This window comes from Amycolatopsis sp. NPDC049252, from assembly GCF_043197175.1.
Classification (GTDB): Bacteria; Actinomycetota; Actinomycetes; order Mycobacteriales; family Pseudonocardiaceae; genus Amycolatopsis.
In genome coordinates this window covers 112,361-127,324 of the sequence record NZ_JBICSQ010000019.1, presented here as the reverse complement: position 1 = coordinate 127,324, position 14,964 = coordinate 112,361, and the positions used below count along the sequence as shown (strand labels likewise).

The following is a 14,964-nucleotide window of genomic DNA, read 5'->3' as shown; positions in this document are numbered from 1 at the left end:
CACGGTACGACCCGGTCGCTTCGGCGGCCGCCGAAGCGACCGGGTCGTACCGTGGGGACATGGAGACGATCGCGCTGGCGGAGGTGGCCGCGGTGCTCGCCGACCCGAGCCGCGCCACCATGTGCCTGGTCCTGCTGGACGGGCGGGCGTGGACGGTCGGTGAGCTGGCCAAGGCGGCCGGGATCGCGCTGTCGACGGCGAGTGAGCACGTCACCCGGCTGGTCGACGCGGGGTTCGTCGCGCGGGTGAAGCAGGGGCGGGCGAGCTACGTCCGGATCGCCGACCCGCGCGTGGCCGAGCTGATCGAGCACCTGGCCCAGCACGCCGAGCACCGGCCGGTGACCGGGCTGAAGTCGACGGTGCGGGTGCGGCGGCTCGGGTTCGCCCGCACCTGTTACGACCACCTGGCGGGCGTCGTCGGCGTCGCGCTGCGTGACGGCATGCTGGCCGAGGGGCTGGTCAGCGCGGACGCCGGGCTGGCGCTGACCGACCGGGGCCACGCGGTGCTCGACGAGCTGGGCGTACCGCGGCCGGACGGGCGGCGGGCGCTGCTGCGCGACTGTCTGGATTGGACGGAGCGGCGGGACCACCTCGCCGGGGCATTGCCCGCGGCGCTGCTCGACCGGGCCGTCGACGCCGGCTGGGTCGCCGCCGAGGGCAACCGCGCCGTGAAGGTGCTGCCCGCGGCCGGGAAGCCGTTCGCGGCCCTCGGTGTCGATCTCGCCGCGTTGCAGCCTTAACACACCGGGTGTCCGACTCGTCCCAGTGGTACACAAACGAGTTAATCCGGCCGCTTCACTATTCTGAGGGCCCCACGGCACTCGGGAGGGAGGCGGCATGGACCAGCTTCCCGTGCTGCTCGGCGTCGGCGGTGTCGTCCTGCTCGCCTCCGTGCTCGCCGTGCGCGTCTCGATCCGGCTCGGCCTGCCCTCGCTGCTGCTCTACCTCGGCATCGGCGTCGTGCTGGGGGAAGCCGGCTTCGGCATCCGCTTCGACAACCCCGGCCTGACCCAGTCGCTCGGCCTCGCCGCGCTCGTCATGATCCTCGCCGAAGGCGGGCTGACGACCCGGTGGTCGGCGGTGAAACCCTCGCTGGGCATCGGAATCGTACTGTCCACAGTGGCCGTGGTGGTGAGCATCGCGGTCACCGGCGCGGCCCTGCACTGGCTGCTGGGCCTCGACTGGCGGCTCGCGCTGCTGTGGGGCGCGGTCCTCTCGTCGACCGACGCGGCGGCGGTGTTCTCGGTGCTGCGCACGGCCGGGATCGGCAAGCGCCTGGTCGGCGCGCTGGAGCTGGAGTCCGGCATCAACGACGCGCCGGCCTACATCGCCGTCGTGGTGCTGGCCGAGGGCACCACAGTGGACTGGACGCTGCCGTTCCTGGCGGTCTACGAGCTGGCGGCGGGCCTGGCGATCGGGCTGGCGTTCGGCTGGCTCGGCGGGATCGCGCTGCGGCGGGCCGCGCTCCCGGCGACCGGCCTGTACCCGCTGGCCACGGTCGCGGTGTGCGTCGTCGCGTACTCGTCCGGGCAGCTGCTGCACGCGTCGGGCCTGCTCGCCACGTACGTCGCGGCGCTGGTGCTGGGCAACTCGCGGCTGCCGCACCGCTCGGACACGCTGTCGTTCGCCGAAGGCCTGGGCTGGCTGGCGCAGATCGGGCTGTTCGTGCTGCTCGGGCTGTTCGCCTCGCCGAGCCGGCTGCTCGAGACGCTGGTGCCGGGACTGGTCGCGGGTGCGGTCGTGCTGCTGCTGGCGCGGCCGATCTCCGTGGTGCTGTCGATGCTGCCGTTCCGGCTGCCCTGGCGGGAACAGGCGTTCCTGTCGTGGGCCGGCCTGCGCGGCGCGGTGCCGATCGTGCTCGCGATGATCCCGCTGTCGGAGGGCCTGCCCGGTGCTCAGCGCCTGGTCGACGCGGTGTTCGTGCTGGTCATCGTGCTGACGCTGCTCCAGGGCGCGACCCTCGGCCCGCTCGCGCGCTGGCTCGGGCTGTCGAAGAAGTCCGAGGCGTACGAGATCGACGTCGACTCCGCGCCGCTGGACGAACTGGGCGCCGAGCTGCTGCAGGTCCGCATCCAGCCGGGCTCGAAGCTGCACGGCGTCTACCTGTCCGAGCTGCGACTGCCGGTGGGGGCGACGGTCAGCCTGGTCGTCCGCGAGGGCGCGGGCTTCACCCCGCAGAAGACCAGCCGACTGCAGGAGCACGACCAGCTCCTGGTGGTCACGACGGCCACGGTCCGCGACGACGTCGAGCGCCGGCTGCGCGCGGTGGACCGCGCCGGGCGCCTGGCCCGCTGGCGCGGCGAGTCGGGCATCTGACCGGGGGCCCTTCGTCCGTGGCGACCGGCGTTGTCCGGTGCTTGTCCGATCTCCGCGCCTACCTGGTGATCTTTTCCCGCAAGGGTGAATGACTCTCACCAAGATCTTCCCGCGTTCCTCCTTTTGGCTTACTCTGCGCTCCATTCGTTAGCTCGAATGGGTGAGCAGAGAGCCAAAGGAGTACGCAGGGTGATCACACTTCACGTGCGCGCAGCCGGTCTAGTCGCGGCGGCCGTCCTGGGGCTCGGGCTCGCCGCCGTCCCGGACGCGGCCGCCGAGGTGGGGCCGTTTCCGGTGCTGGCGCTGCCGTTCAAGGCCGGTCAGCAGGTGTACTCGGCCGGCATCCACTCCGACGACGGCAGCACCGGCGTGAAGAACGCCCTCGACCTGAGCCCGGCCGACAAGACCGTGCGGGCGCCGCTGGCCGGCACGGTCCACCTGCAGCACTGCGCGGGCGGCGACTGGGTGACCATCGACCACGCCGGTGGCTGGCGCACCGGGTACTACCACATGGAGGGCATCAAGGTCACCGACGGTGAGCAGGTCGAGGCCGGCGACGTGCTCGGCTCGACCGGCAACGCCCTGCCGTGCGGCGGCAGCAGCACCGGCGCGCACGTGCACTTCACGCTCTGGACACTGCCGGACGCGGCCGCCGAGAACTGGAACGGCCTCGCCTACAGCCAGGTCTCGACGACGGTCGCGGCGGCGCACGGCGAGCCGATCGACGGGAAGACGTTGGGCGGCTGGCTTTTCACCGCGGGTGCGGACCAGTACACCGGCACCGCGACGCACCTTTCCGACCGCATGGTGACGCAGCTGCCGGGTCACTTCCGCGCGAAGCTCTGACCCTTCTCGGATCTTGCCGGGCTTGTGAGCGGCGTCTCAGAATGTGAGGAGGGGTCTGGCAGCCACGCCGATTCTCGGTTACCTTTTGTGTCAGGTCATGAGTGCCAGCGTCAAGCCCCGGCTTGCTGGCCGGCAACCCTCCTTCCGCGGTGGGGTGCCCCGGGTGAGGACCGGGCCGGTCGCGCCGTGCGACGGGCAAGCGCGGGCCCCTCGCCGGGGGTCCCCCGGATCGCCGAGGAGGCACCGATGACTCTCGCCATCGACCGCACCAGCACCCCCGAAACCCTTGCGCCGCAAGCCGTTCCGACGGTGGCGGGTGCCTCGCTGCGGGTGCCGCTCGTCACCGGCGGCGACATCGGTTACGCCAACCTCGACCACGCGGCGAGCGCGCCGTGTCTCGACGCCGTGCGCTCGGCCGTCGACGAGTTCCTGCCCTGGTACGCCAGCGTCCACCGCGGCGCGGGCTTCGCGTCGCAGGTCTCGACGAAGCTCTACGAGCGCACCCGCGACACCCTGCGCCGGTTCGTCGGCGCGCGGAAGACCGACACGGTCGTGTTCACCCGCAACACCACCGATTCCTTCAACCTGCTCGCCCGCAGCCTCCCGCCGCGCACCTCGGTGGTCGTGTTCGACACCGAGCACCACGCCGCGCTGCTTCCGTGGCCGGGCCCGAACGTCCGGCGCCTGCCGACCCCGCGGACCCGGCTCGCCGCGGTGTCCGCTGTGGACGAAGCGCTCGCGGAATCCCCGCAGGGACCCCGGCTGGTCGTCGTCACCGGCGCGTCCAACGTGACCGGCGAGCTGCTCCCGGTGGCGGAAATCGCGGCGGTGGCCCGGAAGCACGGCGCCCGGATCGCCCTCGACGCCGCCCAGCTCGCACCGCACCGCCGGGTTTCCCTGCGGGACCTGGACGTCGACTACGTCGCGCTGTCCGGCCACAAGCTGTACGCGCCCTTCGGGGCGGGTGCGCTGATCGGCCGCGCCGACTGGCTGCGCGCCGCCCGCCCGTACCTCGCCGGCGGCGGCGCGACCAAGCTCGTCACGGAGGACGCCGTCGTCTGGAACACCGGCCCCGAGCGCCACGAAGCCGGTTCCCCCAACACGGTCGGCGTGTACGCGCTCGGCGTCGCCTGCGAAACCCTGAGCCGGAACTGGGACGCCGTCGAAGCGCACGAGCAGGCGCTGCTCACCCGGCTGCGCAAAGGGCTCGAGAGCGTCCCGGGCTGCGCCGAGCTGCGGCTGTTCGACGCGCCGGTCGACCGCGTCGGCACGGTCAGCTTCGTCGTCGACGGCTTCGACCCGGGCTGGCTCGCGGCGGTTCTCTCGGCGGAGTACGGCATCGGCGTCCGCGACGGCGCCTTCTGCGCCCACATCGCGGCCCGGCGCCTGATCGCCGTCACCGGCGGCGAAGGCCGGCAGGCGGTCCGCGTCAGCCTCGGCCTGGGCAGCACCGAGGAGCACGTCGACCGCGTGCTGCTGGCCCTGCGCCAGATCGTCGCCCGCGGCGCCCGCTGGGAGTACACCAAGGCGGACGGCCGCTGGGCCCCCGTCGGCGACCCGCGGGAGCTGCCGCCGTTCTGCTGAGCGTTAACCTGGGCCGATGGGGAGGCACTGGGTTCCGTTGGCGTTGCTGGGTTTCGCAGAGCTGGTCCTGGTCACGGTCGAGCTGTTCGAGCGCTCGGCCGTGGCCGCGGAACTTTCGGAGCACCTGCCGGCAGCGGGGCGGTACTACGAGGGCCTGTTCGGCTTCCGGATCGAAGGGTCCGGGCGCACCCAGTTCCTCAGCGCCGCCGACATGGCCCGGGCGTACAGCGGGGGCACCGGTCCGGCGTGGCAGATCCTGCTCATGGCCGCGTTCCTCGCGGTCGTGGGCTGGTACGCCGTCACCCGGCGGCTGAGCGCGAAGCCCGCGGTGGCGATCGCGGCCGGCGTGCTCGTCGGCGTGCCGCTGGCAGACCTGATGCTGTTCAGCGAGTTCGACTGGGACGCCGCCACCCGCGGTCCGCTGCTCGTGACGCTCGGGCTCGCCCTGGTCGCCTGGTACGAACGCAGCCCGCTGGTGCTCGTGGTGGCCCTGGTCGCCGGGGTGGTGGCCGTCGCGATCGCGGATCTGCCGGGCGCGCTGATCTCCGCGACCCTGCTCGTGGCCGGGGCGTTCGCCGCTATCCTGCCCGGATGGGGAGTGCGCGAAGGTCCTGGTTCCCGTTGGCGGCGCTGGGGTTCGCCCAGCTGATCATGGTGCTGGCCGAGCTGCCCGGCGAAAGCCTCGCCGGCACCGGCGAGTTCACGAACCTGCGCGGCTACACCCTCACCCAGGAGCTTTCGGGCCTCGGCTCCGGCGAACTCAGCGGCGCGACCTTCCCGCCCGGTTACGACCACCTGGCCGAGGTCACCGCGGTGGACACGGTGCCCCCGGCCACGCTCGGCTGGCTCGTCGGCCTTGCCTGCGTCGTGCTCGCCGTCGCGGGCTGGTACTGGCTGAGCCTGCGCCGCGCCGGGACGCCGCCGCGCACCGGCCGCTTCGTGCTCACCGCGCTGGGCGCCCTGGCCGCCGTCCCGCTGCTCGACCTGGTCGGGGCCCTGCAGCTGCGGATCCCCGGCGACGTGCGCGGTCCCCTGCTGGCGACGTTGGGGCTCCTGCTGCTGGCCGGGTACGAGCGCAGCTGGCTCGTGCTGGCCGTCACCGGGGTGTTCGCGCTGGTCACGGTGGTCTTCCTGCCGCCGGTGGCCGGGGCGCTGTGCGCGGCGGGTGTGCTGTTCGCCGGCGCGTTCGCGGTCCTCCTGCGGCGTCCCCGCGGCACTGCCGCCGACGCGGTCTGACCAGGCGTGGACAATGGAGCGGTGAGCACCGAGCCCAGCCACTCCGAACCCGACACCGACGCCGCCGCCGAGGCGGTGCCCGAGCCCGTGCCGGAGACGCCGGAGACCCCGGCGAAGCAGCTGCCGAAGCGCCGCGTGGGCTGGGTGTTCGCCGTCGCGGTCGTGTTCTGGGCGATCGACCTGGTGACGAAGAACCTGGTCGCCGCCAACCTCGAGGGCAAGGAGCCGGTCCGGATCCTCGGCGGGCTGATCTACCTGCAGGTGATCCGCAACCCGGGTGCCGCGTTCTCGATGGCCACCGGCATGACGTGGGTGCTGGCGCTGGTCGCGCTCGCCGTCGTCATCGCGATCATCTGGCTGTCGCGGCGGCTGCGCTCGATCGGCTGGGCGATCGGCCTCGGCCTGGTGCTGGCCGGGGCCCTGGGCAACCTCACCGACCGGATCTTCCGCGCGCCCGGCGGGCTGCAGGGCCACGTCGTCGACTTCATCTCGGCGTTCGCCCCCAACGGCAAGGGCTTCGCGATCTTCAACATCGCCGACTCGGCGATCTGCGTCGGCGGCGCGCTGATCGTGCTGCTGTCCCTGCTGGGCAAGGACTACGACGGCACGTCGACCAAGGACAAGACCAAGGACAAGAAGATGGCCGAGCCGGAGCAGGGGGAGCAGGCGTGAGCTCGCGGATGCTCCCGGTGCCCGACGGGCTCGACGGGATGCGGGTCGACGCCGGCCTCGCCAAGATGCTCGGGCTGTCCCGCACGGTGGTCGCGGAACTCGCCGAATCCGGGGACGTGCTGCTGGACGGCCGTCCGGCCGGCAAGTCGGACCGGCTGGCCGCAGGTGGTCTGCTGGAGGTCACGCTCCCCGAGCCGGCGAACCCGGTCGAGATCGTCGCCGAGCCGGTCGAAGGCATGCAGATCCTGCACGACGACGACGACATCGTCGTGATCTCCAAGCCGGTCGGCGTCGCCGTGCACCCGAGCCCGGGCTGGACCGGCCCGACGGTGGTCGGCGGCCTCGCCGCGGCCGGCCTGCGCATCGCGACGTCGGGGGCGGCCGAGCGCCAGGGTGTGGTGCACCGGCTCGACGCGGGCACCACCGGCGTCATGGTGGTGGCCAAGAGCGAGCACGCGTACACCGTGCTGAAGCGCGCGTTCAAGGAACGCACGGTCGACAAGGGCTACCACGCGATCGTCCAGGGCCACCCGGACCCGACCCGCGGCACGATCGACGCGCCGATCGACCGGCACCCCCGCCACGACTACAAGTTCGCGGTGGTCCAGGGCGGCCGCCCGAGCGTGACGCACTACGAGGTCGTCGAGGCGTTCCGCGCGGCGTCGCTGGCGCACATCAAGCTCGAAACCGGGCGGACGCACCAGATCCGCGTCCACTTCTCGGCTCTGAAGCACCCGTGCGTCGGCGACCTGACCTACGGCGCGGACCCGGTGCTGGCCCGCAAGCTCGGGCTGAACCGGCAGTGGCTGCACGCCAAGACGCTGGGGTTCGCGCACCCGGCGGACGGCCGGTGGGTCCAGTTCGAGTCGGAGTACCCGGACGACCTGGCGAACGCGCTGAAACTCCTGCAGGACGAGAGCTATTAATCCTCGATCGACCAGGTCAGCGTGCGCTCGTCGGGTTCGGGACGAGGGCTCCAGCGGACCGAGACCACACGGGTGGTGTCCGGCAGCACGTAAACCGTGTGGCCGCCCAGGGTTTCGCCGGGCTTGACGCCGATCTTGTGCGGCGGCCGCGAGGTCAGCGACACCGGGGCCTTGCCGACCGCCTGGCCGTCGGCGGTGAGCAGCTCGAGGTAGTTGTCCGGCAGGGACGCGAACGGGATCGCGCCGCGGTTGGTGATCTCCGTGTGCACGACCACCGAGCGTTCGCCCTCTTCCAGGCGGTAGCCGGCCGCGCCGAACAGGAAGTCCGCCGGGTCCTGGACCTCGAGCAGCTGCACCGTCAGCTGCTCGCCCTCCAGGCCCTGGGTCTCCATGACCTCGCCGAGCCGGCCCTTCTTGCCGCCGGGGGCACCCCCGGCGCGCGCGGGTTCGTCACCGCGGGCCCAGGACGCCGTCTGGGGCACGCCCCACGTGCTCACCACGGGGTCGGGCCGCGGCGGGGCGAACTGCGGCCGGGGCGGCGGACCGGGATAGCGCCCGGACGGCGTGCCCTGGACGTTGTACGGCCCTGACGGTGCGCCTTGGACGTTGTACGGGCCGGAGGGCGCACCCTGCACGTTGTACGGCCCCGAAGGCCCACCCTGGACGTGCTGCGGCTGCGGCATCTGCGGCATCTGTGGCACCGGCTGCGACGGCGGGGCCTGCGCCGGGAACTGCTGCGAGCCGGGGGGCCGGTTCGCCCACGACGGCGGCGAGCCCGCGATGGCCGCGCGCAGCCCGTTCGGGTCACTTTCCACGCCGACCAGCAGGGGCAGCCCGCTGCCGGACAACGCCACCAGCCGGTAAGCGACTTCGCGGGGATCCATGCCGACCTTGGCCGCGAGCTCGTGCACGGCCGCCTTGCCCAGCTCGGCGAGCGCGGCGAGCAGGCGGGTATCCACGGGATCGGTCACAGCCACTCGGTGCACGCTACCGCCTCGCCGATCGGCCCGCGCCGAAGCCCGTCCGCCCCGGCGAACTGACGCGCGTTCCTGTCGGTGATCTCCGTTAGGGTCGCGAACGAGCACACCATCGAAGCTGGGGGTCCTGCCATGACCGCGGTCACCGAACTCGCCGACGAGTTCGTCGAAGCCCTGTTCGCCGCCGATCCGCTGACGCCCGCGCTGCTGGGCGACCGCCCGGCCGAGCCGGGGCTGCCGGACGTCACGGCCGCCGCCGAACAGGCCTTCCGCGCCCGGCTCACGGAGTTCGCCGAGCGGGCCCGCGCGCTGGACCCGGCCGGGCTGTCGGCCGAGGACCGCGTCACCCGCGAGGTCCTGATCACCTCGGCGGCCGACCGGATCGCGGGCATCGACTCCCGGCTGACCGAGTTCACCGTGACCGACATCTTCACCGGCCCGGCGGCCATGCTGCTCACCGCGCTGCCGATGACCACGGTGACCGCGGGCGAAACGGCCGAGGCCCAGCTCGGGCGGCTCGCCGCCGTCCCGGAGTTCCTGCGCCAGGCCGCGCAGCGCCACACCGAAGGCATCGCCGGCGGCCTCACCCCGGTCGCCCGCCTGGTCGAGGCCGCGATCGCGCACCTCGACCGCTACCTCGCCGACCCGGCCGCCGACCCGCTGCGCCGCCAGCCCGCGCCGGACGACGAGTTCGCGCGGCGCCGCGACGAACTGCTCGCGAACGTCGTCCGCCCGGCCTTCGCCGAGTACCGCGAATTCCTCGCCACCGAGGTGGCGCCGCACGGGCGTCCCGACGACCGGCCCGGCCTGTCCTGGCTGCCCGGCGGCGAGGAGACCTACGCCCGGCAGGCCCGGCTGCACACCACCACCGACCGCACCCCGGCGCAGCTGCACCAGACTGGTCTCGACGTCATCGCCTCGCTCGCCGCGGAGTACCGCGAGCTGGGCGCCAAGGTGTTCGGCACCGAAGACCTCGCCGAGATCTTCGAGCACCTGCGCACCGATCCCGCGCTGCGCTGGACCAGTGGCGAAGAGCTGCTGGAGTCCGCCCGCGCGGCCATCGCCAGGGCCGACGCCGAGGCGCCGAAGTGGTTCGGCCGGATCCCGCCGCAGCCGTGGGCGGTCGAGCCGGTCCCGGAGGAGGCCGCGCCCGGCGCGCCCATCGCGTACTACATGCGCCCGGCCACCGACGGCTCCCGGCCGGGCATCTACTTCGCGAACACCTACGAGGCCACCGAGCGCTTCCGGCACGCGGCCGAGTCGACGGCGTTCCACGAGGCCGTGCCCGGTCACCACTTCCAGCTCAGCACCGCCCTCGGCCTGACCGACCTGCCGCTGCTGCGCCGCATCGGCGACTTCACCGCCTACACCGAAGGCTGGGGCCTCTACAGCGAGCGGCTCGCCGAGGAGATGGGCCTCTACTCCGACGACGTGGCCCGCCTCGGCATGCTCACCGGCGACTCGCTGCGCGCGGGCCGGCTGGTCGTGGACACCGGCCTGCACGCGCTGGGCTGGAGCCGGCAGCAGGCGATCGACTACCTGGTCGGGCACACGCCGATGGCGCGCGTCGAGATCGAGGCCGAGGTCGACCGGTACATCGCGTGGCCGGCCCAGGCCCTGGCGTACATGGTGGGGCGGCTGGAGATCCAGCGCGTCCGGGCGGACGCCGAGCGGCGGCTGGGCACCCGGTTCGACATCCGCGCGTTCCACGACGTCGTGCTCGCCGGCGGCGCGCTGCCGCTGTCGGTGCTCGCCTCGGTCGTCGACGAATGGGTGGCCGGGCACGGCGACACCGTCGACGGCTTGGCCGCGGAGCTCGTCGAGCTGACCTTCGAGCACGACCCGCTGGCGCCGTCGATCCTCGGCCTGCCCGGGGACCACGACCGGCTCGCCGATCAGACCAGGGCGGGCCAGGAGCGCATCCGCACCGCGTACACCGAACTCGCCGCGCGCGCCCGGGCCCTCCCGGCCGGCGCGCTGACCCCGGAAGAGAGCGTGACGCGCGAGGTCGTGATCGCCGCCGCCGAGGTCGAGGCCGATCGGCTCGCGTCGCGGATGACCGACATCGCGGTCAGCACCGGGTTCACCTCGCCCGCGCTGGGCCTGCTCATGCAGCTGCCCTTCTACCAGCTGGACGACGAGAAGAAGGCCCGCGGCTACCTGGCCCGGCTCGCCGCGATCGAGCCGTTCCTCGCCGCGCTGACCGAGCGGCAGCGCGAAAGCCTCGCCGACGGGCTGGTGCCGCCGGCCCACCTCGTCCGCGTCGGCGTCGAGTACGTCGAGCGCTACCTCGGCGCGCCGGACGCCGACCCGCTGAAGGTGGCCACGACGGCGGACGTCGAGGGGTTCGAGGCGGAGCGCGACCGGCTGCTCGCCGAGGTCGTCCACCCGGCGTACGCGCGCTACCGCGACTTCCTGCGCACCGAGGTCGAGCCGGTGGGACGGCCCGACACCGAGCCGGGGATCGGGCACGTGCCGGGCGGCGCCGAGCGGTACGCCGCGATGATCCGCGCGGAGACGACCACCGAGCGCACGGCGCGGGACCTGCACGACACCGGGCTGGCGATCATCGAGGAGCTCGCCGGGGAGTACCGCGAACTCGGCGGGAAGGTGTTCGGCACCACCGATCTCGCGGAGATCTTCGAGCGCCTGCGCACCGACCCGGCCCTGCGCTGGCGTGACGGCGAGGAGCTGCTGAGCGCCGCACGGGACGCGATCGCGCGCGCGGAAGCCGTGGCGCCGCAGTGGTTCTCCCGCATCCCGGCGGAGAAGTGCGTGGTCGCGCCGGTGCCGGAAGCCGACGCCGCCAGCGGCACGATCGCCTACTACCTCCAGCCGTCGCTCGACGGGTCCCGCCCGGGCACCTACTACGCGAACACCTACGAAGCGGACCAGCGCCCGCGGTTCACCAGCGAGGCGATCGCGTTCCACGAAGCCGTGCCGGGACACCACTTCCAGCTGAGCCTGGCCCAGGAGCTGCAGGACCTGCCGCTGCTGCGGCGGATCGGCATGTTCAACGCCTACGCCGAAGGCTGGGGGCTCTACACCGAGCGGCTCGCCGACGAGATGGGCCTGTACTCCGACGACGTGTCGCGCTTCGGCATGCTGACGCAGGATTCGATGCGCGCCGGGCGGCTGGTCGTGGACACCGGTTTGCACGCGTTCGGGTGGAGCCGGCAGCAGGCGATCGACTACCTGGTCGAGCACACGCCGATGGCGCGCCTCGAGATCGAAGCCGAGGTCGACCGCTACACCGCCTGGCCGGGCCAGGCGCTGGGCTACATGGTGGGGCGGCTGGAGATCCAGCGGCTGCGCGCGGAAGCCGAGCAGGCGCTGGGCGAGGCGTTCGACATCCGCGGGTTCCACGAGGTCGTGCTCGGCCACGGCATGCTGCCGCTGACGGCGCTCGCCAAGGTCGTCTCGGACTGGGTGGCGGGCCGCGCCGGGGACACCCCGGACAGCCTCGCCGACGAACTGGTGGCGGTGAACTTCGAGCGGGAACCGCTGTACCCGTCGGTGTTCGGTCTGCCCGGCGACCCCGCCAAGCTCGGCGATCCCCGCGCCGAGGCCCTGGCGGGGTTCCGCGCCCGGTACGCGGAGATCGCCGCGCGCGCCGAGGCGCTCGACCCCGCAGGCCTGCCGGCCGCCGCGCGGATCACCCGGGACGTCGTGATCTCCCAGGCGAACACCGAGATCGACCTGCTCGACTCCCGCCGCTCCGACATCGCGGTCAGCGACGGGCTCGACGCACCCGCGCTGTCCCTGCTGATGTACCTGCCGCAGACGGTGCTGGACGACGAGCCGAAGGTCCGCGGCTACCTGACCCGGCTGGCGGGGCTCGGCGACCTCCTCGACGCGATCACGGTACGGCAGCGCGCGGCCGTGGCCGAGGGGCTCGTCCCGCCGGAGTTCCTGGTGCGCATCGGCATCGGCTACGTCGAGCGTTATCTCGGCGCGCCGGAGAAGGACCCGCTGAAGGTGACGCCGTCATACGCGCTCGAAGGCTTCGAGGCCGAGCGCGACCGGCTGCTCGCCGAGGTCGTCCGCCCGGCGTACGAGCGTTATCGCGCGTTCCTGGCCGAGGAGGTCGCGCCGGTGGCGCGGCCCGAGACGTCACCCGGGATCGGGCAGCTGCCCGGCGGTGCCGAGCGGTACGCGGCGCTGATCCGCGCGGAGACGACCACCGAGCGCACGGCGCAGGACCTGCACGACACGGGCCTGGAGATCCTCGGGAAGCTTGCCGACGAATACCGCGAGCTGGGCGGGAAACTGTTCGGCACCACCGATCTCGCGGAGATCTTCGACCGGATCCGGACCGACCCGGCGCTGCGCTGGCGTGACGGCGAGGAGCTGCTGGAGGCCGCGCGCACGGCCATCACGCGCGCGGAAGCCGTGGCGCCGCAGTGGTTCTCGCGGGTCCCGGCGCAGCAGTGCGGCGTGGCGCCGGTGCCGGAGGCGGAGGCGACGAGCGGCACGATCGCGTACTACCTGCAGCCGTCGCTCGACGGGACCCGGCCGGGCGTCTACTACGCCAACACGCACGAGGCCGAGAAGCGCCCGCGGTTCACCAGCGAGGCCGTCGCGTTCCACGAAGCCGTGCCGGGGCACCACTTCCAGCTGTGCCTCGCGCAGGAGCTCACCGGGCTGCCACTGCTGCGGATCATCGCGCACGTCAACGCCTACGCCGAGGGCTGGGGCCTGTATGCCGAGCGGCTGGCCGACGAAATGGGGCTGTACTCCGACGACGTCTCGCGGCTGGGCATGCTGACCCAGGATTCGATGCGCGCGGGCCGGCTCGTCGTCGACACCGGGCTGCACGCGCTGGGCTGGAGCCGGCAGCAGGCCGTCGACTACCTGGTCGAGCACACGCCGATGGCGCGGCTCGAGATCGAGGCGGAGATCGACCGCTACGCCGCGAACCCGGGCCAGGCGCTCGGGTACATGGTGGGGCGGCTGGAGATCCAGCGGCTGCGGGCCGAGGCGGAGCAGGCGCTGGGCGAGGCGTTCGACATCCGCGAGTTCCACGACGTCGTGCTCGGCAACGGGACGCTCCCGCTGCCGGTGCTCGCCACCGCCGTGACCGACTGGGTGACCGCGCGTTCCGCCCGGGACGCCGCCCGAGACGAGGAGTGACCGTGACCTGGCTCGAACTCGCCGACGACACGCCGTTCGGTCTGGACAACCTGCCCTACGGCGTGTTTTCCGTGGGCGGGGCGCCCGAGCGGCGGGTCGGCGTGCCGGTCGGCGACCGGGTGCTGGACCTGACGTCGGCGGCCGCGGAGACGGCGGCGTCGTTCGCGCCGCTGCTGACCTCCGGCGTGCTGAACCCGCTGCTGGCCGCCGGGCCGGCGACGTGGCGGGAGGTGCGCGAGAGCGTCCGCGAGTGGCTGACGGAGCCGCGGTACGCCGACCAGCTGCGGCCGCACCTGGTGCCGCTGACCGAGGTGACCACGCACCTGGCGATCGAGGTCGCGGACTACGTCGACTTCTACTCCAGCGAGCACCACGCGCTGAACGCGGGCAAGATCTTCCGGCCGGACGCGGTGGAGCTGCCGCCGAACTGGAAGCACCTGCCGATCGGCTACCACGGCCGGGCCGGCACGGTGGTCGCGTCGGGCACCCCGGTCGTCCGCCCGCACGGGCAGCGCAAGCCGCGCAACGCCGACACGCCGTCGTTCGGCCCGTCGCAGCGCCTGGACATCGAGGCGGAGGTGGGGTTCGTCGTCGGCGTACCGTCCACTTTGGGCACCCCGGTGTCCACAGCGGACTTCGCGGCGCACGTGTTCGGCGTCTGCCTGGTCAACGACTGGTCGGCCCGGGACATCCAGGCGTGGGAGTACCAGCCGCTGGGCCCGTTCCTGGCCAAGTCGTTCGCGACGTCGGTCTCGCCGTGGATCGTCCCGCTCGACGCGCTGGAGCACGCCCGCGTCGCCGGCCCGCCGCAGGACCCGGAGCCGTTCGAGTACCTCCGCACGAGCGAGAAGTGGGGGCTGGACCTGGCCATGGAGGTCCGGCTCAACGGCCACCTGGTGTCGAGCCCGCCGTTCGCCACGCAGTACTGGAACGCCGCGCAGCAGCTGGCGCACCTGACGGTCAACGGCGCGAGCCTGCGCACCGGCGACCTGTACGCGTCGGGCACGGTGACCGGTCCGGAGCCGCACCAGCGAGGCTCGCTGCTGGAACTGTCCTGGGGTGGCCGCGAACCGCTCAAGTTCCCCGACGGCTCAACCCGCACCTTCCTGGAGGACGGCGACGAGGTGACCATCAGTGCAACGGCCCCGGGCCCGAACGGAACCCGAATCGGCTTCGGCGACGTCCGAGGCACTGTAGTCCCCAGCTGAACCGCGCCAACTCGTGTGCCGAAACCCGGATTTCGCGAGTTGCGGGGGAGGCCGTGACGATTCTTC

At 73.0% G+C, this 14,964-nt stretch carries 11 protein-coding genes and 1 riboswitch; of the genes, 10 read left to right on the top strand and 1 reads right to left on the bottom strand.

All coding sequences use genetic code 11. The annotated features are described in order from the left end of the window. Positions 1-59 precede the first annotated feature (59 nt). The 8 genes from ACGFMK_RS22305 (at position 60) to ACGFMK_RS22270 (ending at position 7,580) form a co-directional block, all read left to right on the top strand. Positions 60-740, top strand: a complete 681-nt coding sequence (locus tag ACGFMK_RS22305; RefSeq protein ID WP_392766199.1) for an ArsR/SmtB family transcription factor — start codon at positions 60-62, stop codon at positions 738-740. 97 nt (positions 741-837) lie between these two features. Continuing rightward, positions 838-2,316: a potassium/proton antiporter gene (locus tag ACGFMK_RS22300; RefSeq protein WP_392766184.1), complete on the top strand. Its 1,479-nt coding sequence runs from the start codon at positions 838-840 to the stop codon at positions 2,314-2,316. 189 nt (positions 2,317-2,505) lie between these two features. After that, a complete protein-coding gene (locus ACGFMK_RS22295) occupies positions 2,506-3,162 on the top strand; it encodes a M23 family metallopeptidase (RefSeq protein WP_392766182.1) in 657 nt (218 codons plus the stop codon). 93 nt (positions 3,163-3,255) lie between these two features. Beyond that, a riboswitch (SAM riboswitch) is annotated at positions 3,256-3,370 on the top strand. A 38-nt stretch (positions 3,371-3,408) separates the two neighbouring features. Further along, a complete protein-coding gene (locus ACGFMK_RS22290; RefSeq protein ID WP_392766179.1) occupies positions 3,409-4,746 on the top strand; it encodes an aminotransferase class V-fold PLP-dependent enzyme in 1,338 nt (445 codons plus the stop codon). A gap of 16 nt (positions 4,747-4,762) precedes the next feature. Next, positions 4,763-5,395: a hypothetical protein gene (locus ACGFMK_RS22285; protein WP_392766176.1), complete on the top strand. Its 633-nt coding sequence runs from the start codon at positions 4,763-4,765 to the stop codon at positions 5,393-5,395. Beyond that, complete coding sequence (locus ACGFMK_RS22280) at positions 5,338-5,982, top strand: hypothetical protein (protein WP_392766173.1); 645 nt, start codon at positions 5,338-5,340, stop codon at positions 5,980-5,982. The genes ACGFMK_RS22285 and ACGFMK_RS22280 overlap by 58 nt, the downstream gene beginning before the upstream one ends. 87 nt (positions 5,983-6,069) lie before the next feature. Further along, entirely contained in the window at positions 6,070-6,654 is a 585-nt protein-coding gene (gene lspA / locus ACGFMK_RS22275; protein ID WP_392766196.1) for a signal peptidase II, read from the top strand. Continuing rightward, positions 6,651-7,580 (top strand): RluA family pseudouridine synthase, encoded by a 930-nt coding sequence (locus ACGFMK_RS22270; RefSeq protein WP_392766171.1) that lies wholly within the window; start codon positions 6,651-6,653, stop codon positions 7,578-7,580. Before lspA ends, ACGFMK_RS22270 begins: the two co-directional genes overlap by 4 nt. Here the strand turns inward: ACGFMK_RS22270 and ACGFMK_RS22265 are convergent. Continuing rightward, on the bottom strand, positions 7,577-8,557 hold the full coding sequence (locus tag ACGFMK_RS22265; protein WP_392766168.1) for an AsnC family transcriptional regulator: 981 nt from the start codon (positions 8,555-8,557) through the stop codon (positions 7,577-7,579). The two genes, ACGFMK_RS22270 and ACGFMK_RS22265, sit on opposite strands and share 4 nt — an antisense overlap. 132 nt (positions 8,558-8,689) lie before the next feature. On the opposite strand from ACGFMK_RS22265, the gene ACGFMK_RS22260 reads away from it, so the two are divergent. Both ACGFMK_RS22260 and fahA read left to right on the top strand, forming a co-directional pair. Further along, positions 8,690-13,690, top strand: a complete 5,001-nt coding sequence (locus ACGFMK_RS22260; protein ID WP_392766165.1) for a DUF885 domain-containing protein — start codon at positions 8,690-8,692, stop codon at positions 13,688-13,690. Further along, a complete protein-coding gene (gene fahA, locus ACGFMK_RS22255) occupies positions 13,687-14,898 on the top strand; it encodes a fumarylacetoacetase (RefSeq protein WP_392766163.1) in 1,212 nt (403 codons plus the stop codon). Before ACGFMK_RS22260 ends, fahA begins: the two co-directional genes overlap by 4 nt. Positions 14,899-14,964: the final 66 nt, after the last annotated feature.

Bases quoted from the DNA above. Each gene is read 5' to 3' on its own strand.
- ACGFMK_RS22305 (WP_392766199.1), top strand. From the start codon at position 60: ATGGAGACGATCGCGCTGGCGGAGGTGGCCGCGGTGCTCGCCGACCCG.
- ACGFMK_RS22300 (WP_392766184.1), top strand. From the start codon at position 838: ATGGACCAGCTTCCCGTGCTGCTCGGCGTCGGCGGTGTCGTCCTGCTC.
- ACGFMK_RS22290 (WP_392766179.1), top strand. From the start codon at position 3,409: ATGACTCTCGCCATCGACCGCACCAGCACCCCCGAAACCCTTGCGCCG.
- ACGFMK_RS22285 (WP_392766176.1), top strand. From the start codon at position 4,763: ATGGGGAGGCACTGGGTTCCGTTGGCGTTGCTGGGTTTCGCAGAGCTG.
- ACGFMK_RS22280 (WP_392766173.1), top strand. From the start codon at position 5,338: ATGGGGAGTGCGCGAAGGTCCTGGTTCCCGTTGGCGGCGCTGGGGTTC.
- ACGFMK_RS22260 (WP_392766165.1), top strand. From the start codon at position 8,690: ATGACCGCGGTCACCGAACTCGCCGACGAGTTCGTCGAAGCCCTGTTC.